General features: G+C 41.3%; 25 protein-coding genes. 13 read left to right on the forward strand and 12 right to left on the reverse strand.

The genetic code is table 11. The annotated features are described in order from the left end of the window. Positions 1-3: 3 nt before the first annotated feature. The 3 genes from ADH67_RS06280 to ADH67_RS06290 form a co-directional block, all read right to left on the reverse strand. Positions 4-954: an ESPR domain-containing protein gene (locus tag ADH67_RS06280; RefSeq protein WP_066593186.1), complete on the reverse strand. Its 951-nt coding sequence runs from the start codon at positions 952-954 to the stop codon at positions 4-6. Between the two features lie 276 nt (positions 955-1,230). Beyond that, a complete protein-coding gene (locus ADH67_RS06285) occupies positions 1,231-1,425 on the reverse strand; it encodes a hypothetical protein (protein WP_066593187.1) in 195 nt (64 codons plus the stop codon). Between the two features lie 97 nt (positions 1,426-1,522). Beyond that, positions 1,523-2,239 (reverse strand): TrbM/KikA/MpfK family conjugal transfer protein, encoded by a 717-nt coding sequence (locus tag ADH67_RS06290; RefSeq protein ID WP_066593188.1) that lies wholly within the window; start codon positions 2,237-2,239, stop codon positions 1,523-1,525. Between the two features lie 103 nt (positions 2,240-2,342). Between ADH67_RS06290 and ADH67_RS06295 the strand changes: the two genes are divergently transcribed. Beyond that, positions 2,343-2,522, forward strand: coding sequence for a hypothetical protein (locus ADH67_RS06295; RefSeq protein WP_066593190.1), 180 nt, complete (start codon positions 2,343-2,345; stop codon positions 2,520-2,522). Positions 2,523-2,910: 388 nt separating this feature from the next. Here ADH67_RS06295 and ADH67_RS06300 read toward each other — a convergent pair whose 3' ends face one another. Then, positions 2,911-3,126, reverse strand: coding sequence for a hypothetical protein (locus tag ADH67_RS06300; RefSeq protein WP_066593196.1), 216 nt, complete (start codon positions 3,124-3,126; stop codon positions 2,911-2,913). Positions 3,127-3,329: 203 nt separating this feature from the next. On the opposite strand from ADH67_RS06300, the gene ADH67_RS06305 reads away from it, so the two are divergent. Further along, positions 3,330-3,944 (forward strand): hypothetical protein, encoded by a 615-nt coding sequence (locus ADH67_RS06305; RefSeq protein WP_066593197.1) that lies wholly within the window; start codon positions 3,330-3,332, stop codon positions 3,942-3,944. Between the two features lie 347 nt (positions 3,945-4,291). Here the strand turns inward: ADH67_RS06305 and ADH67_RS06310 are convergent, their stop codons facing one another. The 6 genes from ADH67_RS06310 to ADH67_RS13785 all read right to left on the reverse strand — a co-directional run bounded on the left by ADH67_RS06310 (position 4,292) and on the right by ADH67_RS13785 (position 6,523). Further along, entirely contained in the window at positions 4,292-4,603 is a 312-nt protein-coding gene (locus ADH67_RS06310) for a hypothetical protein (RefSeq protein ID WP_143597731.1), read from the reverse strand. Between the two features lie 49 nt (positions 4,604-4,652). Then, on the reverse strand, positions 4,653-4,958 hold the full coding sequence (locus ADH67_RS06315; protein WP_066593199.1) for a hypothetical protein: 306 nt from the start codon (positions 4,956-4,958) through the stop codon (positions 4,653-4,655). 2 nt (positions 4,959-4,960) lie between these two features. Continuing rightward, on the reverse strand, positions 4,961-5,143 hold the full coding sequence (locus ADH67_RS06320) for a hypothetical protein (protein WP_066593201.1): 183 nt from the start codon (positions 5,141-5,143) through the stop codon (positions 4,961-4,963). 326 nt (positions 5,144-5,469) lie between these two features. Continuing rightward, on the reverse strand, positions 5,470-5,931 hold the full coding sequence (locus ADH67_RS06330; protein ID WP_066593207.1) for a hypothetical protein: 462 nt from the start codon (positions 5,929-5,931) through the stop codon (positions 5,470-5,472). Positions 5,932-6,014: 83 nt separating this feature from the next. Next, positions 6,015-6,320 (reverse strand): helix-turn-helix transcriptional regulator, encoded by a 306-nt coding sequence (locus tag ADH67_RS06335; RefSeq protein WP_066593209.1) that lies wholly within the window; start codon positions 6,318-6,320, stop codon positions 6,015-6,017. Beyond that, positions 6,296-6,523 carry a transcriptional regulator gene (locus tag ADH67_RS13785; RefSeq protein ID WP_089275720.1) on the reverse strand — a complete coding sequence of 76 codons (228 nt, stop codon included), beginning with the start codon at positions 6,521-6,523 and terminating at the stop codon, positions 6,296-6,298. Before ADH67_RS13785 ends, ADH67_RS06335 begins: the two co-directional genes overlap by 25 nt. Before the next feature lie 273 nt (positions 6,524-6,796). On the opposite strand from ADH67_RS13785, the gene ADH67_RS06345 reads away from it, so the two are divergent. After that, entirely contained in the window at positions 6,797-7,510 is a 714-nt protein-coding gene (locus ADH67_RS06345; RefSeq protein ID WP_143597732.1) for a S24 family peptidase, read from the forward strand. A 42-nt stretch (positions 7,511-7,552) separates the two neighbouring features. Here the strand turns inward: ADH67_RS06345 and ADH67_RS06350 are convergent, their stop codons facing one another. After that, positions 7,553-7,837, reverse strand: a complete 285-nt coding sequence (locus ADH67_RS06350; RefSeq protein ID WP_066593213.1) for a hypothetical protein — start codon at positions 7,835-7,837, stop codon at positions 7,553-7,555. Positions 7,838-7,967: 130 nt separating this feature from the next. Between ADH67_RS06350 and ADH67_RS06355 the strand changes: the two genes are divergently transcribed. From ADH67_RS06355 to ADH67_RS06400, 10 genes are all read left to right on the forward strand, one after another. Beyond that, positions 7,968-9,656 (forward strand): DUF1376 domain-containing protein, encoded by a 1,689-nt coding sequence (locus tag ADH67_RS06355; protein WP_089275721.1) that lies wholly within the window; start codon positions 7,968-7,970, stop codon positions 9,654-9,656. After that, entirely contained in the window at positions 9,656-10,420 is a 765-nt protein-coding gene (locus ADH67_RS06360) for an ATP-binding protein (RefSeq protein WP_066593216.1), read from the forward strand. The genes ADH67_RS06355 and ADH67_RS06360 overlap by 1 nt, the downstream gene beginning before the upstream one ends. After that, positions 10,420-10,752, forward strand: a complete 333-nt coding sequence (locus ADH67_RS06365; RefSeq protein ID WP_066593219.1) for a hypothetical protein — start codon at positions 10,420-10,422, stop codon at positions 10,750-10,752. The genes ADH67_RS06360 and ADH67_RS06365 overlap by 1 nt, the downstream gene beginning before the upstream one ends. Then, entirely contained in the window at positions 10,749-11,525 is a 777-nt protein-coding gene (locus ADH67_RS06370) for an RloB family protein (RefSeq protein WP_066593222.1), read from the forward strand. The genes ADH67_RS06365 and ADH67_RS06370 overlap by 4 nt, the downstream gene beginning before the upstream one ends. Before the next feature lie 25 nt (positions 11,526-11,550). Then, the gene (locus ADH67_RS06375) at positions 11,551-12,000 is read left to right on the forward strand and encodes a hypothetical protein (protein ID WP_066593224.1); all 450 of its coding nucleotides are present in this window, start codon (positions 11,551-11,553) and stop codon (positions 11,998-12,000) included. Positions 12,001-12,010: 10 nt separating this feature from the next. Next, the gene (locus ADH67_RS06380) at positions 12,011-12,628 is read left to right on the forward strand and encodes a hypothetical protein (protein ID WP_066593226.1); all 618 of its coding nucleotides are present in this window, start codon (positions 12,011-12,013) and stop codon (positions 12,626-12,628) included. A gap of 30 nt (positions 12,629-12,658) precedes the next feature. Next, positions 12,659-13,582: a ParA family protein gene (locus ADH67_RS06385; RefSeq protein WP_066593228.1), complete on the forward strand. Its 924-nt coding sequence runs from the start codon at positions 12,659-12,661 to the stop codon at positions 13,580-13,582. Next, a complete protein-coding gene (locus tag ADH67_RS06390; protein WP_066593233.1) occupies positions 13,575-14,795 on the forward strand; it encodes a ParB/RepB/Spo0J family partition protein in 1,221 nt (406 codons plus the stop codon). The genes ADH67_RS06385 and ADH67_RS06390 overlap by 8 nt, the downstream gene beginning before the upstream one ends. A 37-nt stretch (positions 14,796-14,832) precedes the next feature. After that, a complete protein-coding gene (mobC, locus tag ADH67_RS06395) occupies positions 14,833-15,405 on the forward strand; it encodes a plasmid mobilization relaxosome protein MobC (RefSeq protein ID WP_066593234.1) in 573 nt (190 codons plus the stop codon). A 120-nt stretch (positions 15,406-15,525) separates the two neighbouring features. After that, complete coding sequence (locus ADH67_RS06400) at positions 15,526-15,792, forward strand: type II toxin-antitoxin system RelB/DinJ family antitoxin (RefSeq protein ID WP_066593238.1); 267 nt, start codon at positions 15,526-15,528, stop codon at positions 15,790-15,792. Positions 15,793-16,331: 539 nt separating this feature from the next. Here ADH67_RS06400 and ADH67_RS06405 read toward each other — a convergent pair. Further along, positions 16,332-17,171: a PD-(D/E)XK nuclease family transposase gene (locus ADH67_RS06405; RefSeq protein WP_066593241.1), complete on the reverse strand. Its 840-nt coding sequence runs from the start codon at positions 17,169-17,171 to the stop codon at positions 16,332-16,334. Positions 17,172-17,562 lie beyond the last annotated feature (391 nt).

A 17,562-nucleotide genomic window follows, 5' to 3' on the forward strand; every position in this document is an offset into this window, starting at 1 on the left:
CAGTTAGCACTCTTGTGGAAAAGTGCTGGCGTTGCTAAGAGTACCGTTGCTCTTATTGAAAGTACCGAAGTCATAACTGCCGGCAGTAACCTGAATTGCTCCTCCGACTTGCGTAAGAAGTGAACGGTTCGAAACGATTCCGCCGCCCAAAGTTAAAGTACGGCCTACTGAAAAATTACCGCTCTTTGTTCCGACAACAATGCCGACAGGATTAGTTGTAGTTCCACCGTAAAGATTCAAATCATTTACCGCATGAAACACATGGGAAGAGCTAGTACGCAGTACGCCTCCGTACTGGTTCACTGTATTTATTGTTGAATAGCCGCCGGAGGCATCCAGTGCGTAGACTCCCGAGAGATTTAGGACATTTAAATTAACATTTGCAGTCGTCTTTACATCCGCTGCGTTGGAGATGCCTCCGGACGAGTTGACGGTTGTGACGCCTCTTACCTCGACGTTAGAAATAATACTGCCGTCATGGTAGCCTCCGCCGCCTCTCACACCAAGGCCCCAAGCTCCGTCTAGCGTAGCATTGCCGCTGACAAAAAGTCTGAAATTCGATACCTCAGAGCTTTTTCTGTTGTGTCCAAAGTGGGCCACCGTCCTGGCTTGCGCATAATAATTGCCGTTAACGGTTAGAGACATATTGGGATAATGATAGTGTTCGTCGGTGACCGCATACATGAGTCCAACGTCCTGCGTGAAATTCCCATTCACTACATTAGTCTGGCTTGCACGAGGTCCTTCATCCGTTGAAAACTGAGACGCATTAGTATCTCCTTCCCACACAACTTCAGCACTTGCGGCAGCAGGCAGGCAGAAGAACGGCAAAACTAATGTACTTGCTACAGCTTTTTTACAGCCTGTTTTTGATACTGACGAAGCAGCCTCAGATACGACTACAAAGCAGCCTCTGCTTCTGTTCCAGATCTTCTTAAAAAATATCTTGTTCATATTCGTTCTATATTTAACTTGGCCGGTTAACTGGACGCTTATGAACTTTTGAGAAAAATTATCTTTTACCGTACCTTCTCATTACGGGGCCGTTGTCTTTATGGATGCTCTGACAATTTAAAATAGGACAGTTCGGAGGCGTTTAAATTTACCGGCCAAGTAAAAATTTAAACTTTTTAGCATCCGGCCTCCGAACAGCCTTGAAGAAAAAACCTTTGTAAAATAAACGTTTGCACAAATAAGCTGAGGTATAAAAATTCACAAAGGTGTAAAACCTTACGCTGCCTTCTTTTTCTGAATCCACGCCAGCAACTCGTTCAAATCTTCTGACTTCTTTTTCAATGTCTTTTGTCCTTGTTTGACTCTTGCTTCATAGATAGCCAGTTTCCGAGGGCCGGCAAAACCGGGTTTAAGTTTTTCTCCGATTTTGACAACTTCAACGTCCTGAATTTTTTCTTTATTAATAATCATTTTTTCTTCCGGTAAGTACCACAGAGAAAATCTTTTGAATCTACCGGGGGATAAAAACTCATCAGATATTTCTCTATGGTGTTTAAAACTCTCCCTTTTACCAATGAACGCGTCTGAACACTTTTCCGTCGATATAAACATCGATCGCACGACGGCTCTGATAATCCTGCCAAAGAACTTGTTCGTAAACTTTCACAGGGCGATAGCAAGTCGTCGGATAACTGTCTTGATAGCAGGTGTAAGGTTCATAAACAGTACCTTGGTAACCTTTCACGCAGGCCTTTGTTCCGCCCCAGTGACCGCCGGAACCAGTCGTCTCTACAGGAAAGTATTGTTCTTCTCCCCAATTGAAGGAAGAAGAACCTCGCTTGACGTACTGAGTCTTTCTTCTTTTATTAGTCGTGAGCTCAAGTGCATCAAGTTTTCCCTGCATCAAATGGCCTTTTGGTGCATCTTCCAATCCATATAAGGAACATGGATCGAAGCCGTCATTGAGCTGCTTCGCATAATTTCCTTCTCCGGCCATCGGGCAAGACGGGAATTTACAAGGATGACGCTTTGACAGGCATTTAAACAACTTGTCGATAGGAGGCCGGCATTCGCTTACCGCTCGTGGCCCGTTTGGGTTTGCGAGACAAAGAAGAACTTCGCATCCCCAGCGGTCATCACCGGTCATAAAATCGATGCTTGGCATCCCCGGAATCTTTGAATAATTCTCCTGAGCCATGACCTTAAATGCAAAACAGCTTAAAAGGCCAGTCCCGGCGATAAAACAAAGTGCAGTTTTTAGTCTTCTGGATTGGGTTATCTTCATTTTTCATCCTTGAATTGCCGGAGAGGGAGATTGAGTCCTCCGAAGGAAATAATAGAATTTGAGTGTCGAATTCAAAAAACTAAACAATCCTCGGAGGAAAAAGATGTCTGCAAAAAAAATTGTGATTAAAGAAACTCTCCTTATCTTGCTTCTGACCGCATTATCGGTGGTTTCCTTGTACCATGTCAGAGAAGTATTTTTTTCTCTGAAAAACTTAATTCCTAAGGAAGATATTGAGGCTTTTATTAGTTTCCTCATTTTTCTTTGTTCTTTTGCTGCCTGAGTAAGTTCAATAATTAATGCCAGAGCGATTCTGAAAGCGGAGGAACCTGTCATTGACTGGACTATTACATCTACAAAAGTACATGGGGTTTTCTTGCTCACAATCTCTTTCTTAGACGTTAAGCATCCCCTATATTTGGAAGAAATTAAATGTAAAGGTTTTATCTTTGATAATGCACCTTCCAATTCCAGTGTAATCAAGCTAGATAAAAAGATACCTTCTACTAGATTCCAACAGTTGGAGCCTGAGAAATATAAAATCCATATTCCTTTCAGACTACGCAACACAAATCGAGTATGTAGCGTATTACATTTCACAGTTTTGGAAGGTAACCTTCCAAAACTCAAGCTAAAGGTATTCATTTAATATGCCTCAACTCCTGAGAACTTCACTCAATGCACAACCTTTCTAGCGTGAAGTTATAACTATAAATCGCTAACTCCAGAATCAAAGTAAAAAACAACGCAAGCAGCCCATACTTGTACATTGCCTCAATATCCTTGGAGATCGCCGCCATAATTCCGTAAATTGAAACGGCTACTGATATAGTCGCCAACACCAATAGGATAAACAAACTCAAAAATTTAAGAACATCAATTGTCATCCTTCATTCCTATGTGACTATTGTTTGGATGTAGCTTTGTATACATCTCTCCAATCCTCTCCTGTCCGGATAGAAGGAGTCTCCTCCTACTGTCCAATAGCAGAGACAGCCCTCTCTTGTCGTATAAAGCAGTGGATCCTCCGAAGGGAAGAATAGAATTTAGCTACCACGCCAAAATTACTAATCAACCCTCGGAGGATTAAATGAATAAAAGGCAATTTCTTGTTGCTGCAAAACTCTTTTGTCAGAATCGGATTCTTGGTTCTTGCATTTTTATTAGTATCGTTATAGTTACATTTTCTGGTTTGTATCCAAGACTCTTGCTGGAAGTTATGAACTTCGGAAAGCTTGGAGATACTATACTTAATTGGCTTTCTACAGCTTTGGCGGGAGCCGCTTTGCTCTTTGCTATATATTGCTTTCTCTACCAAACAAAAAATTTCACAATCATCAACATTAGATCTAAAAAGAATAGAATTTTTAAAGAAGCTTGGATAGTTCAAGAACTTTCGTTTGAGATTCAATCCACTAGAGAGCAACTTTACTTGGAGAAAATATATGTTTCTGATCCATTCAATCGATTTTTTAGAAAGCCAATTTCCCTCAGTTGGGAGCAAAACGGAGTCTTTCGTCCGGAAATAGACGGAAAACAAATCTTGCTCTTTCCTTTGGACGAAAAAGTTAGAAAAAGTCTTTTTATAGAATTCCCTCCAGAAAGCACAGAACACTTTCTGACGTTCTCCTTCAGCGATAATACCCGCAAAGAAATCTATATTAGAGTCGACCATGCTTTGACAAAAATGTCTGAATTGATGTAATAGCCGAAGAACGTAGCGAATATCGATAAAATCAAAAAAGTTAAGTAACTGATAAAAAGAATTTTTTCTTTTGGCCAAAAATAGGGTAACAATGATGTCAGAATTGAAAGTATTAGTGCTCTGTGCCACTCTTCCGTGTACATATATTCTTTTAGAGAGGCATTTGTTATCAAAGTTGCCATCGAGTACACGTGACATAAAAAAGTAGTCAATGACGGCCGAATAAGAAACAAAAAGAGGCAAAAAGAAGTACACACAAGAAGGTTCTGGACGAACAGTATGTACATCACATAGTCTTGATTCATTTTTTGAGTCCGAAGATCTAATACAACTTCTCAGTGCAAGCTTCAAAAATACGGAATACACAAAGCTCCCACTGTAATAACAGCAAACGCGGCATACTCTATAAACAATTCCAGCGGTTTTGGAAAGTAATAAGGCAGGCCTGCGATTAGGCAGGCGGTGAAGAATTCCGTACCCCAACTGGAAGTATTGAAAAAAGGTTTTAGATCCGGAAGAATTGCTGTAGCTATAACTGATCCAAGGAAAACCAATGTAGTTGTTGGACATGGCTCTTTCAATCCATTTACTGCGCAATAAACAACACCCAAGATACTGGCTTGAAGGAGTATTTGATACTGAATAGCTTGGGTAAACATAGTTTTTCCAGTTTCCGCTTTTTTCATCCTTCCCGATAAATCTCATTGGCTACACCTCTTTGAAATCATCCGGCAAAGCGCACAAATCAAAACTTTTGCCTAAGACAGACAAATTCCTCCTCAGTCCTTTTACAAATCCTTTTGTAGTTGAAACATATATAGGGGCACAGTCGTGAAAATAACCATAACCGTTAGCCGCCCATTCCAAATTCTCCACAGTAGAATAGACAATTTGGTAAATTTGCGGTTCTGATTCTGACGCCGGCACATCTTTGTACATCTCGGTCAGAAGACCCCTTAATCGGGTCACAAACTGAGGTTTTAATTTCTTTGTTAACTGGATGCAGTTGTTCATAATCACTCTCCCACTGCTGCCGCCAAAATGACAAGAATCATTCCAAGAACCAAGAGTCCCATCACAGCAAACTGCCCCATACCGACGGTTTCCTTTTCAAACAAAAACGCCGGGCTCAAGGCAATACAGGCCAATCCGCTCAAAAGCAGAATCAGTTGAATTTCTTTGGGATTTACTAGCGTCATTTTTGTTTTAGGAGATGAGGTTAAAAAAATTGCTCTTAGCCGGTTAGCTGATATACGAGAAAAGATCTCCGGGGAGGTTTGTAAAATTTGAGCTGAGAAAACAAATTCAAACCCAAACCCCGGAGATAAGCTAAATAAAAAACAGATCTAAATCTAAAAAGAAAGCCGCTAACCAACTTACCTTGCTTTTGATAATTTATTGCGGAGTGATTTTCGTGTTCTAACTTTTCGTCCCTGACTTCGTGAACACTATGTGTGCCGCTCTTTCGGCTGCTTGCGCTTTTTTTTCCCGCTCTTGCTTTGGCTGACATGAAAGAGGTCCAAAATCAAACTGAGCAGAACAAACCTACCCCTTCTCGGGCAATTAATAAAAGAAGAAAAAGACTCATCAGAATCAACCATATGAAAAGAACGAGAAGATAGAACACTCTTCCTACATTCGGCTCCCAAATTGCTATTGAATCGATAGCTCTTTTTGAAGACGATAGGTAAAAATAGTCGCGGAAAAGACAGTAGGTGGCAAATACCGGAATAAAAATTAATGTGCCCCCTACGATCACCTCCACAAGCTCTTTTGTCAGCATATAGAACTCGCAGGAGACCAGCCCGTCGCACAATGAAAGTAATTGTTCTTTGTTGCGTCCGATCAGAGTCGTTAATACCGTGACATTGAAAAAGAGAACCGGAAGAAAAGTTTTTCTGGATCTCAGAAAGAGACTGTAGGGAAAGAGCAGCATAGCTGCTGTGACTGCCGCAAGACCCAGCAAAAACCAATCTGCATAATTCATTTCTTTCCTTAGGGTTTATGGCTGTTATCATTTTTGTACCTTGGGTTCTGTTCTTTGTTGTTTGCGGGGGTTCGGTTAAAAATTTAAGCCACTTCTGCCGGTTTTATCTTATTTACCCTCTTGTTGTACTCATAACAAAATACAGAAGCCTTCAAGAGTCTCTCGGTCAAACTCTCGATTGACTCTCCGGTTGTACGAGCCGCTTTTTTAATGATGTAAGCATCAATCTCGCACTCAAAGAAAGATACCCAACGAGCTGTGTAACGAGTCGGAATCGGAAACTCCTTATCTTCCTCCATTAATTCATAGACACGCTGAACCGAACAGCCGAGCTTTTCAGCCACTCTTTTCAGTCTTATCTGTTTCAAATTTGGTTCTTGGGCGTACATAACTTGCTTTCCAAATAACTGTCATCAGGTTTTTGATATTTGCTAATCAAGTTCCAATCGATGTCAGGCCTAATTTCCTCGCACCTTACTTGATTCTGGGTGTACATACTGATTTGCAAACACCGTTGAATCGTAGGTTTTTCTCCATTTATCCAGCGATAAGCGATACCCGGCGTTACATTTAAAGCTCTTGCAAGTCGCATACCGAAACCCTTACCTGAAACTGAAGCAAATTCTTTTAGCAGCACGTCTTTCTCACAAATACAAGAAAAATACTCTAGTAGGCTTTAATTATACACTACTGGGATTATATACAAGTAGTAAATTTAATTAATTGTTTCAGGTAAAATAGGAGAGCGAAGTAAAAATTATTCATTCTGTATTAATCGACTAACTGGCACCTAGGTAAAACAATGCGCATTCGAGGAAAAGATAAAACTGACTACTCCGAAGTTAGAAGAAGAAACTTAAAGCTATTGGTTGAACTTTACGGTTCAATGGTTAAATTAAATTTGGCTTTAGGGAGAAGAAAGAATGACACCTCATTGGCGCAAATCAAAAATGAAGCCTTTAATAAAACCAAAAATACACCAAGGCGAATGGGAAACTCGATAGCAAGAGAAATAGAAGATAAATTAAATTTAAAAAGAGGTTGGATGGATGAAGAACATCCTGATGCTTTCCCTTTGCCTTTTCAAAATTCTTGTGAAACTCAGAACACAGAAAACAGAAAGAATTTAAACAGCTCAACGACAAGTGTTTTAAGCAATAATAACAACCTTCTTTCAAACATTCCTTTGTACGAGGTCAGCTCTGAAAGAAATTCGGGACTTAACTCTATCCCAATTTCTGTAGGAGAAATCGTAATGCCTGATGCATTTTTGACCTTACTGCCTAATTTAGAAAACAAGTCAGAGATTCAAGCTTTTTACATGAAGGACAACAGCCTCAGTAAAACCATCCCTTATGGTTCTATTGTGATTGTTGACGTTAGTGTAAAAGAATTTATAAAGGACGGGATCTATCTTGTTCGAATCAATAACAATACTATTGTTAGAAAGATCGTTTTGGCGGCAACAGGAGGTTACTTTGTGATTAATGACCTTAATCCCCCTGAGAAAGTGGATACTTTATCGGATATCCAGATCTTTGGTTTGTGTCTAGGAGGATGGGAACCAAGAATCTTTTAAAAGTCAACCACACAAGAATAACAACTTGCGAGGAATCGGAATCTAACGAAATCCTTTTTTCTTACAAGTTTGTTGATGTTTCATAATACCCATTTGATTTTTTGAATATTCCTCCAAACTTATCTTCGAGTAAGTGTACAAAGATAAGTTTCTTTCAGCTACTTCATTCGTATAGCCGACTCTGCATGAATATTCATCTGGCTTCAATTTTTCAACGTACTGTCTTACTTCTTGCGGTGTCATCTTTTTTGCATCATTCGCGCTCCAAGCACTTCCAGAAAAAACTAATACTAGAAGTAAAGCAATCAGCTTTAAACTTTTTTTCATAATCTAAATACCTTAAATATTTACTACTAGATCCGATAATATCTTTTATTATATACTGGTAGTATATTTTTGTAACTATAACTTTAGCTATTAACAAATTTATTGATATAGCCGAAGTAGAGAGCACATTATGCCTCAAGCTGAATTGAAAGCGCAGAATTTTTATCCGATAAAATCCGATGAGTACACCACAGATTTTCTTCAATTAACCACAACTCAAGCCGGGTGCTTGTTCAAGTTGAGAACAGCCTACTTTTTTTCAAAGAACCCCCTGTCACCTGAACAGGTTGCTTATCTCTGTCCCGCAGTTACGGAGCAAGATCAGCAGGCTCGGGAGTTCGTTTTATCTAAATACTTTACTTTCTCCGGGGGTTTCTATCATTCAGAACTTATGGAAGAAAAAATCTATTTGGCGAAGCAGGAACAAGAAATTCTTGAAGCCGAAGAGAAAGCCCGAAAAATCAGATCGGAAAAAGCCAGAAAAAAAGCGATGTCTCGGTGGGGAACAATTGAGAAGGAAATGCCACAGCATGTGCTACAGCATAAAAACGAAAATGCTACGGCATATGCACCAGCACATGCTACAGCATCCAACTCAGATGAAAGTATGCCACAGCATGTGCCACAGCATAAAAACGAAAATGCTACAGCATATGCTACGGCATATGCACCAGCACATGCTACAGCATCCAACCCAGATGAAAGTATGCTACAGCATATGCCACAGCATAAAAACGAAAATGCTACAGCATATGCTACGGCATATGCACCAGCACATGCTACAGCATCCAACCCAGATGAAAGTATGCTACAGCATATGCCACAGCATAAAAACGAAAATGCTACAGCATATGCTACGGCATATGCACCAGCACATGCTACAGCATCCAACCCAGATGAAAGTATGCTACAGCATATGCCACAGCATAAAAACGAAAATGCTACAGCATATGCTACGGCATATGCACCAGCACATGCTACAGCATCCAACCCAGATGAAAGTATGCTACAGCATATGCCACAGCATAAAAACGAAAATGCTACAGCATATGCTACGGCATATGCACCAGCACATGCTACAGCATCTTTATTACCTGGCAAAAGCTCCGAAACTCCTGAGCATCAAGCTGTTTCGGGCGATTCCAAAAACTCCGAAAAAACGGTGCAATCTACCTCGCACGCGTACGCGCACGCGCGTACCGATCCGATGTCCGATATCCGATCTGTATGTATTAATAATTTAATAAATAATAAACAACATAGATCGGTATCGGTATCGGGATCGGGATCGGATCTGGAAAACACCGTTAGAGATCTTTTTAACAGAGAAAACACCCCCTGGACCGTTGACGAAGTTTTGCAAACCATGACTTTTTTCGGACTCGACGCAAAAAGTCTCGAACGTTGGCGAAAACGAAGTCAGGAAAACGAAACGGCAGTTGCTGAACTGGCCCAAACGGGCATGCCGGGGTTTGATTTTGAGACCGTTGCTCAGGTTTTTGCTCGCTGCCAGCAGGCCAAGGACAAGGAGGGCAAGTCGCTTTCATCGGCTGTTGCCTTTGTCGTCAAATCGCTGCAAAGAGAGCTTTCGGCAATCCGGAACCGCAAACTTGCTGCTAAAGCAGCGAAGCCCGAAGATGAAGCCGAGCCCGCAGAGACTCAGGACCCGTACGATGTGAGCGGAATGATTAGAAATCCGAACGGATCCTACCGGTTTGGGCCAAAAAGAAGCTCGTACGCAGACCGCGATTACACCGCCGGCCTGATTCAAAACCCCGACGGCACTTACCGTATTGCCCCCAGACCGAGGAAATCATGATGATCCCAAGAGAACCAACTCCCAGAAGCTCGATTGATGAATCGAAATACATTGCGGCCGAATGCCCGATTCATGGTTGGTTTGTGTCCGGCATCAGAAACAGCACAAACCCCCGCTCGCTCAACAATGCCGTACGCTACTTTGCCGGCGGCTGCCCTCGTTGTGCGGCAGAACGAAAGTCCAAAGCTATCTTTGAGCAAAGCTTGATTCCGCCAAGATTCGCCAACAAAAATTTTGAGAACTATTCGGTCTCCGGCTCGTGCCAGCAAGCCGTCTTTGAAACCTGCAAGGAATTTGCTGACAAAATCATCGAAAACATCCAAAACGGGCGTGGGCTGTTGCTCATCGGCACGCCCGGAACAGGAAAAACTCACCTCGGATGCTCAATTCTCTCAGAGGCGATTTGGCAAGGCAAAACCGCACTTTTTACGACCGTCGGAAAAATGCTCTCGAAGATAAAAACCGCTTGGGTAGCAGGAGCTGCGGTTAGTCAGGACGAACTCGTTAAACGGTTTACGGAAGTTGAAATTTTGGTCCTGGACGAAATCGGAGCCTACCGCAGCCTCACCGAACGAGAAAAGGACCTGCTTTTTGAAATCGTCAATGAACGCTATGAGCAAATGCACTCGACGATTTTCATTTCAAACCTCCAGCTCTCAGGCCGTGACAGCATCGATAAGTATCTCGAAGAACGCATCATGGACCGTATATGCGAACAAGCACAAGTACTCATCTGCAATTGGGAAAGCTACCGGAGGAACTGATGAACGAAAAAATTGTTATCCGAGCCGAAAAAATTCTAGGCAAAAATCTTATGGCTAGAGCCCAGAACGCTCAACCGGAACTTAAAAAATTATTTAAGCAAAGGATGCGATGCTATAAGACATTCGATGCCAAAGTTACTGAGGCAATATCCGCTCAGTGCGCTGACGCAAAATTGATTTTTGAGGCAATTGGCCGATATCGTCAAAAAAGAGCCTTTCCAATCCACAGGGATCATCTTCTTGCTTTGCAGTTTGATGTGATAGTACCTAATTCGCTCCAAAACGCTCTAAAAACCACGAATGCTTTTGTTTTGTCCGGAGGAATCGTATGAAACAATGCAATGAAGTTTTCCAAAATTTTTATCTAAGAAGGACGAAGAAAGTTACTCCGATTGCTAAACCTCAGGCAATCATGGCCAAACGAAAACAAGAGATTGAGAATCAAAAGGTTATAAATTTCCTTTGTTCGGAAAACGGCAATGTGCAGAAGGATAAAATTTTGATTCTTTGCGAGGGATATACCGAAGTTAAGTATTTCAGCTCTCTTGTGGAAAAGTCCGATGGACTAGAGAAGATAAAAATAAAGAAAGGAAAAGATGTTGATCCCTTGAGTCTCGTTGGCGAAGCTAAAAGGTACCTTTCCTTTGATCGAACTCATGAGAAAAAACTATCCGAAGTTTGGATCGTTTTTGATCGCGACAACCATTACAGCTACCAAAGTGCTCTGGAAAAGGCCTCAAGAGATTCTCAAATCAAAGTCGCGTGGTCGAATCCTTGTTTTGAATTTTGGTTCCTGCTGCACTTTAGAAGAAAATTTGATGACTTCTCTCGGACAAAATCAGTCTGGAATCCGACAACCAACGAATTTGAACACCTCTACGACAGTAAGGCGTGCGTCTCAAAGTTAAAAAGTTGTATCCAAGGATACAAAAAATCAGATATTTCAACTTTTAAAAATTTACGCACCAGAACCCTAAAGGCAATTGAGAACTCCTCTTTCAATCAATCCGATGCAAACGAATTAGGGTCTTCTGTTGGCCTTTTAATACAAAGCATCATCGACTCTTTAGTTATACAAGATGATTTTTGGAACAAAGAGGATTAATTCTTCTAGTTTGGAGGAAAACAAAATGAAAACTATGGGAAGAAAAGGTATTCTGGTTAGGAAGCCCGAAGGCTCCCTCGTATCAAAAAAGAATACGGCCAATGGCTATTATTTCAGCCATTTAGCAACCATGGTCAGTATTGCGCAAAATGCCCCAACTGAGACACAGAGCTTTACTCGGAACTTGCGTTCTTTTCTCGTCTTGTGCGACAATATGACCACGGAGAAAAACGATGGTTTCGTAGCTTTCATCGCTTCTACTCCTGCTTTTGAGAATGGCTCGGGTGCGACCGGGCCATTGTCGTTTGCGCCTTCCAAAATGAAAAGGCACACTGCCTTTCAATCTCACAAACTCATCAAGAGTCTGCTCAATATCCCCGGCAAGCAAAAACATAAGCCGCAGAGGTTGCCGATTTTATCAGGGTTTCATTCTGCCGGATATTCTCCATTCGCTCCTGTTGCGTCTTTGACTTGAGAATTGCGCCATGACAAATAACACATATAAGTTGCTCCCTGACAAGCTAATCGAAGTTGTCAGAAACCTTCTTACCGATGACGTTTTCTTAGACTCCGTCATCCAAACCGCTTTTGAAAGCCGTTCGGCTAATGAGCTTGTTTTCAACGTTCCGGCAGAAATCAGCGTAACCGGCAATTCGTTAATCCTAATCGCAGATAGAAAACATCTGACAGGCGAGCCGGCTTATCAGCCGGGAGACTGGAATCGTTGGCCTGACGTAATTCCTCCACGTCTGAACACGGAACCTTTTATCGAAGGGAAACCGCTTGAATGCGATTATTGGCTCTTACGGCTTAAAACAAACAAGTTCATGACAGGAAAGCTCACAACCCAAAAGAATTGGATTCAAGTTCCGGAAGATCAAATCGAGGCTTACCGTGAGTTCTCTCCCTATCCGGCTATCGCAACATTGAACGCAAAAGAAAACTTTTCTGACGACGGCTGGAACGCTTATCCGAAATTCGTTCCGAAAAACGGAACTTATGAAGTTGTTTTGTGCGACGGCAGACAAAGAGTTTGTTCTTGGAAATCAAACGTATGGTCTTTTTACGGCGATGAAATAGTCGCTTTTAAGAAAATTGTTTAATGATTCAACTGAAAAATATAAGGAATCAAAATGAAAGTCCTATCTATCCTCAACGAGAAAGGCGGTGTCGGCAAATCTTTCATTGCCACTCAATTTGCGTATTTTTGCCGGTACAAGCTAGGAAATCGTGTGTTAGTCATTGATCTTGACCAGCAAGGAAACTCCGGAGACATTCTTTCGGCTTCCGGGCTCTGCCAGCCTGCCTCGGTGTTTAGTGGAAAGATTATGAAAGAGGGAGTTCCGATCGAAGCTAACAGCACCTTTATGGTGGTAAAAGGCGACGATTCTTTACTTGAATTGTCTGATGTAGGCGACGATGGTATTGTTACTTACAACCTAAGCAAAGCCATTACTGACGTTCAAGACAACTTTGATATCTGCATCATTGACTGCCCGCCGAGTGCCGATGTCCGGCAATTTGCCGCTTTAAGCGTAGCAACTGACTACCTAGTTCCTTTCCAAGTAAAGGCTGAATCAATAGCGGGCGTGGACAAAACGCTTTCCCGTGCAACAGTCATCAAAGACTCCATCAACCCCGATTTGAATTTTTTAGGTTTGTTGATGAGTTTGGTTCGTATGCAAGGTATTCAAAAATCAAATTATGAAGCTCTGCTAAAGACGATGGGGCATATTCTTCTGAAGCGTTACGACCCGAAAACCAAGACAGAATCAGGAGTCTGTTGTATCACTGACCGCAGCGAATATGCAGCTGCCCAGCAAATGAAAAGGCCCGTATTTTTCTCTGAAAACGGGCAAACAAGAAAAGAAGCCCTAGAAGTTGCCAGAGTCTGGATCACATTAATTCACCAATTGGGACTTCCAATCAAGAAGCCGATAAAGATTGAAAAAGATCCGCAAACAGGAAAACTTCGGGAAGTTCCTTCCCCGATAGAACAATTTAAACCAACCGTATCCGACGAGGAAAACGCACAGGAGCAAGTAACCAATGCTTAGAACAATGGATTTAGACAGCCTTAGAAAAGTTTCTAAAGACTTTACTCACAGAATTGTGAACCCTGAATTTTCAATCGTTAATCTGAACCTCAACGAAATAGAACCCGATCCCAATCAACCAAGAAAATTCTTTGATGAAGAAGAGCTAAAGCAGCTAGCTGACAACATAAAAACTTACGGACTCCTGCAGCCTATCGTTGTCCGCAAGATAGGCGAACATAAGTATCACATTATCAGCGGAGAACGTCGGTATCGTGCTCATCTTCTCAATGAAGAGAAAACGATTAAGGCGATTGTAAAGACATCTTTTGATCCGAGTCAGATCGGTTATCTTCAGATGGCAGAAAACATCCAGCGTGCGAACTTAAGCACCGCAGAAATTGCAGAATTTATTGTCTCGAGAAGAAAAATTCCTGAGTCCCAAGGAGAGATTGCAGATCGTCTCGGACTGAATAAAGCTATCGTTTCTCAATACTGCTCTTGGTCAGACTTCCCAGAAACGATAAGAGAGGCCGTTTTGACAAATAAAATAGGAAGCATTCAATCTGCTTATGCACTTTTCAAAACATGGAAAGAATATCCGGATGAAACGGAACAATTCATAGAAGCCAACGAAAAAATATCTGCTTCTCAGGCAAAAAAATTTAATCCTTCTATTAAACCGGAGGAACCACAATCCCCGGCACTGGAGGAAACGCCGGAAGAATCTTTACCCATATCATCGGATGAAAACGAAACATCTAGTGAAACGAACGACTCTTCGGAAGAGTCTTTTGAGACAACTAGTTTTCCATCAGAACCGGAAGAGTCAGAGGACTCAGATGAAACTGTTGAAGAACAAGATACAACTGACGAACTTTTACCAGAGCCTCCTCAGACAATCAAAGTTAATGACCCTTACGAGGAAGACATGGCAATTGAAGAGGACGTCTCCTCAGAGCCTATGCAAAACGAAGATGTAGCGGACAACTGTGACTCTTCCGAAAGTAATCCTCAGCATGAAAGCGAAGAATTTTTTGAGGAAAGCCTTAAAGAGCCGAAAGAAGACCAATACAAAAAACCTTTTATTCTTTGTTTAGTTGAAGGCAGAGAATGCGAGCTGCTTTACAAAAAGAAAGCCCTAGACGGCATGGTTTTTGTTAAATGGGAAGACGGCTCTGAAGAAGAGCTCCCTGCTGAAGAATTAGAAATTAATCGAATTATCGAAGGTTAACCAAAGAAGGCGGAACATTCCGCCTTTCATCAACAAAATGAAAAAATCAGAATCCTTTGGAGTATGGCTTACCTCCGAACAAAAAGAAAAATGGAAAAAACTTGCGAGTCAAAACAATATGACTCTATCCTCTTTTACTTCCCACACTATTCAGGAACTTTTAACTAACCGTGTAATAAGAAACAAAGATGAGGTTTCCTTCACTGTGGGTAATTCAATTGATGAAGTTCGAAGTCCTGTTCTTGTTCGTCTAAGTAAGAGTGAACTCGAAGTTTTAAAAGATTTAGGAGAAAAAAGAGGACAAAGCCGACAAGAAATTATCGTCGCAGCAATAAGACAATTTCTCTTAAAGAAGCTCCAGATTGATTTAAACAGCAAGCAAGCGTTGCTGGATTCAACTTTAGAACTCAATAAAGTAGGCGTTAATCTCAATCAAATTGCCAGAGTTCTAAACACACAGGCCAAAGTCGGGGATGTCAAGGAGGAAGAGATTCGTTCGGCCCTACAAGCAATATCGGTAATGGACGACCATATATCCTCTCATATCAAGACTGTCGATAATTTTTTAAAAGAACATTCACGCCGCAATCAACTTATTGTCCAAAATTAACAGAAAACTTTTCAATAGAGAGGTAAAGAAGTTTGTTTGAATAAAATAATGATGTTGTAATGATATTGTTGTATTTATTCTTTATAATATGCGAAACTATAAAGCTAGAAGAGGGATAAGATGTCGCAAATAAGCAATGTCAATTTTCGAATGGATAGTGATTTAAAAAACGATATGGAACAAGTCTGCTCTGATATGGGACTAACCTTGACCGCAGCATTTACAATTTTTGCTAAAACGGTAACTCGAGAGAAGCGTATTCCGTTTGAAGTTACCGCCGATCCTTTTTATTCAGATTCAAACATGAGACATCTTCGTCGCGGTATGCAAGCTTTAAATGATGGAAAAGGCGTTGAACACCCTCTGATTGAGGAGCAGGAGCAATGAGAAAGGTGTGGTTTGAGGAAGCTTGGGCTGATTATCTCTACTGGCAAATTCAGGACAAGAAAACTCGCAAGCCGGTGTGACTCCCTCGTTTTTTGTTTACGAAAAATCATGTTGAACGTCTCAGGGAAAGTTGACTCACAATTTTTTTGCTCACTACACCCAGTGTCGTGCCAAGCGTTCACAAATCAAAATTGATGGACAACTTTCCAGAAGAGGGGTAAAAAAGTTTATACGTATAAACTTTTTTACCCCTCTGAGTATGACCATTTAGTCTGTCTTTTGAAAATTGATCAGTCATCGGATGCGTCGCAGCCGCCATCCTCAGAAAAGAAAAAACTCGCAAGCCGGAGTGACTCCCTCGTTTTTTGTTTGCGAAAAATCATGTTGAACTTCTCCGTGAAAGTTGACTCACAATTTTTTTTACTCACTACAGCCAGTGCAGTACCAAGCGTTCGCTTCAAAAATTGATGGACAACTTTCTAAAATCCAACCTTCTTCTTTTCGAGTAGTCTCACCGCACGACTCCCTTTCATTTCTTTTTACGCTGGCGATTGAAGAGAACGTTGAATATTTTGCACTTGCTCCAAAGTTAAACCTGTTAGGGCTACAACCTTTCCCAAAGATTCTCCGAATTTAAGCATATTTTTCGCTACTTCAGCTATCCCTTCGGCTTTCCCTTCAGCTTTTCCTTCAGCTCTGCCAGCAGCCCTTTCTCTCTTTGCAATCTTTGCTTCAATTCCTTCCATTTCTTTTTGACCCTCTTCTGTTTCTTTGAAAAATTCAACCCGTTCTTTCAACATGGCGTTTTTCATCTGCTCCGCTCCTTCTGCATGAAAATCATTCATGAGGTTTCCAATGGGATCATCTCCCCGATAATTTCCATTAACAAAAATGAATCGTGTTCCATCATCAAAATCCGAATGATCTTCCAAAAAAGCTCTCTTGACCTGATAAGCTGGAAGTTCTTGTTTTCTCAAATCATAATCTAGGATAAAAATAACATAGGTATCGGGAAGTTGGGCAAAATCTTCTCCGCTTGTGAGATTATTTGTATCCATCAATGAGCTGTGATACCTTGCTCTGCGAAATAAAGAACGCTTTTTTGCTCGTTGAACTTCGATATTAATCAGATTGCCGTTAACATCAGTTGCCACTGCGTCCAAACAGGCATTCCGATTCTCAACAGTCAGGAATCTTTCTTGGGTCTCAATGCTATTGACTTTCACCAAAGGAATGCCAAGCTGCTTAAAAATTTCGTTGATTACGGCTTCAATGTATTTTGGGTTGCTCCGAAAACAAAGCTCGAAGAAGCTATCATCCATCAGCCGCGCGTGACGGATGAAATCCTGAGCCCGTTCTATTCTGCTGTATTCTTTCATATAGTTATTGTAGTTAATTCTATAAACCTCTACTTGAACATTATAGGAAGAATAAAGAAGTTTATTCGAATAAACTTCTTTACCCCCTCCTTATCTTCTTTGAATCAGTCTTTAAGAGCTTGATCAGTCTTCGGATTCACCGCTGGTGCCATCCTCAGAAAAGAAAAAACTCGCAAGCCGGCGTGACTTTCTCGTTTTTTAGTTAGGAAAAATCATGTTGAACTTTTTTGGGAAAGTTGACGCACAATTTTGTTTGCTCACTACAGCCAGTGTCGTGCCAAGCGTTCACAAATCAAAATTGATGGACAACTCTCTAGCAGACGGGTAAAACATCTACACATACAAAAGTATGGCATAGGTCGAGATTTCGTATAAAATACGAAATATGTAA

The sequence above is a fragment of the Turicimonas muris genome (assembly GCF_002221595.1).
GTDB lineage: Bacteria > Pseudomonadota > Gammaproteobacteria > Burkholderiales > Burkholderiaceae_F > Turicimonas > Turicimonas muris.

Bases quoted from the DNA above. Each gene is read 5' to 3' on its own strand.
- ADH67_RS06280 (WP_066593186.1), bottom strand. From the start codon at position 954: ATGAACAAGATATTTTTTAAGAAGATCTGGAACAGAAGCAGAGGCTGC.
- ADH67_RS06285 (WP_066593187.1), bottom strand. From the start codon at position 1,425: ATGATTATTAATAAAGAAAAAATTCAGGACGTTGAAGTTGTCAAAATC.
- ADH67_RS06290 (WP_066593188.1), bottom strand. From the start codon at position 2,239: ATGAAGATAACCCAATCCAGAAGACTAAAAACTGCACTTTGTTTTATC.
- ADH67_RS06295 (WP_066593190.1), top strand. From the start codon at position 2,343: ATGTCTGCAAAAAAAATTGTGATTAAAGAAACTCTCCTTATCTTGCTT.
- ADH67_RS06300 (WP_066593196.1), bottom strand. From the start codon at position 3,126: ATGACAATTGATGTTCTTAAATTTTTGAGTTTGTTTATCCTATTGGTG.
- ADH67_RS06305 (WP_066593197.1), top strand. From the start codon at position 3,330: ATGAATAAAAGGCAATTTCTTGTTGCTGCAAAACTCTTTTGTCAGAAT.
- ADH67_RS06310 (WP_143597731.1), bottom strand. From the start codon at position 4,603: ATGTTTACCCAAGCTATTCAGTATCAAATACTCCTTCAAGCCAGTATC.
- ADH67_RS06315 (WP_066593199.1), bottom strand. From the start codon at position 4,958: ATGAACAACTGCATCCAGTTAACAAAGAAATTAAAACCTCAGTTTGTG.
- ADH67_RS06320 (WP_066593201.1), bottom strand. From the start codon at position 5,143: ATGACGCTAGTAAATCCCAAAGAAATTCAACTGATTCTGCTTTTGAGC.
- ADH67_RS06330 (WP_066593207.1), bottom strand. From the start codon at position 5,931: ATGAATTATGCAGATTGGTTTTTGCTGGGTCTTGCGGCAGTCACAGCA.
- ADH67_RS06335 (WP_066593209.1), bottom strand. From the start codon at position 6,320: ATGTACGCCCAAGAACCAAATTTGAAACAGATAAGACTGAAAAGAGTG.
- ADH67_RS13785 (WP_089275720.1), bottom strand. From the start codon at position 6,523: ATGCGACTTGCAAGAGCTTTAAATGTAACGCCGGGTATCGCTTATCGC.
- ADH67_RS06350 (WP_066593213.1), bottom strand. From the start codon at position 7,837: ATGAAAAAAAGTTTAAAGCTGATTGCTTTACTTCTAGTATTAGTTTTT.
- ADH67_RS06355 (WP_089275721.1), top strand. From the start codon at position 7,968: ATGCCTCAAGCTGAATTGAAAGCGCAGAATTTTTATCCGATAAAATCC.
- ADH67_RS06360 (WP_066593216.1), top strand. From the start codon at position 9,656: ATGATCCCAAGAGAACCAACTCCCAGAAGCTCGATTGATGAATCGAAA.
- ADH67_RS06365 (WP_066593219.1), top strand. From the start codon at position 10,420: ATGAACGAAAAAATTGTTATCCGAGCCGAAAAAATTCTAGGCAAAAAT.
- ADH67_RS06370 (WP_066593222.1), top strand. From the start codon at position 10,749: ATGAAACAATGCAATGAAGTTTTCCAAAATTTTTATCTAAGAAGGACG.
- ADH67_RS06375 (WP_066593224.1), top strand. From the start codon at position 11,551: ATGAAAACTATGGGAAGAAAAGGTATTCTGGTTAGGAAGCCCGAAGGC.
- ADH67_RS06380 (WP_066593226.1), top strand. From the start codon at position 12,011: ATGACAAATAACACATATAAGTTGCTCCCTGACAAGCTAATCGAAGTT.
- ADH67_RS06385 (WP_066593228.1), top strand. From the start codon at position 12,659: ATGAAAGTCCTATCTATCCTCAACGAGAAAGGCGGTGTCGGCAAATCT.
- ADH67_RS06390 (WP_066593233.1), top strand. From the start codon at position 13,575: ATGCTTAGAACAATGGATTTAGACAGCCTTAGAAAAGTTTCTAAAGAC.
- mobC (WP_066593234.1), top strand. From the start codon at position 14,833: ATGAAAAAATCAGAATCCTTTGGAGTATGGCTTACCTCCGAACAAAAA.
- ADH67_RS06400 (WP_066593238.1), top strand. From the start codon at position 15,526: ATGTCGCAAATAAGCAATGTCAATTTTCGAATGGATAGTGATTTAAAA.
- ADH67_RS06405 (WP_066593241.1), bottom strand. From the start codon at position 17,171: ATGAAAGAATACAGCAGAATAGAACGGGCTCAGGATTTCATCCGTCAC.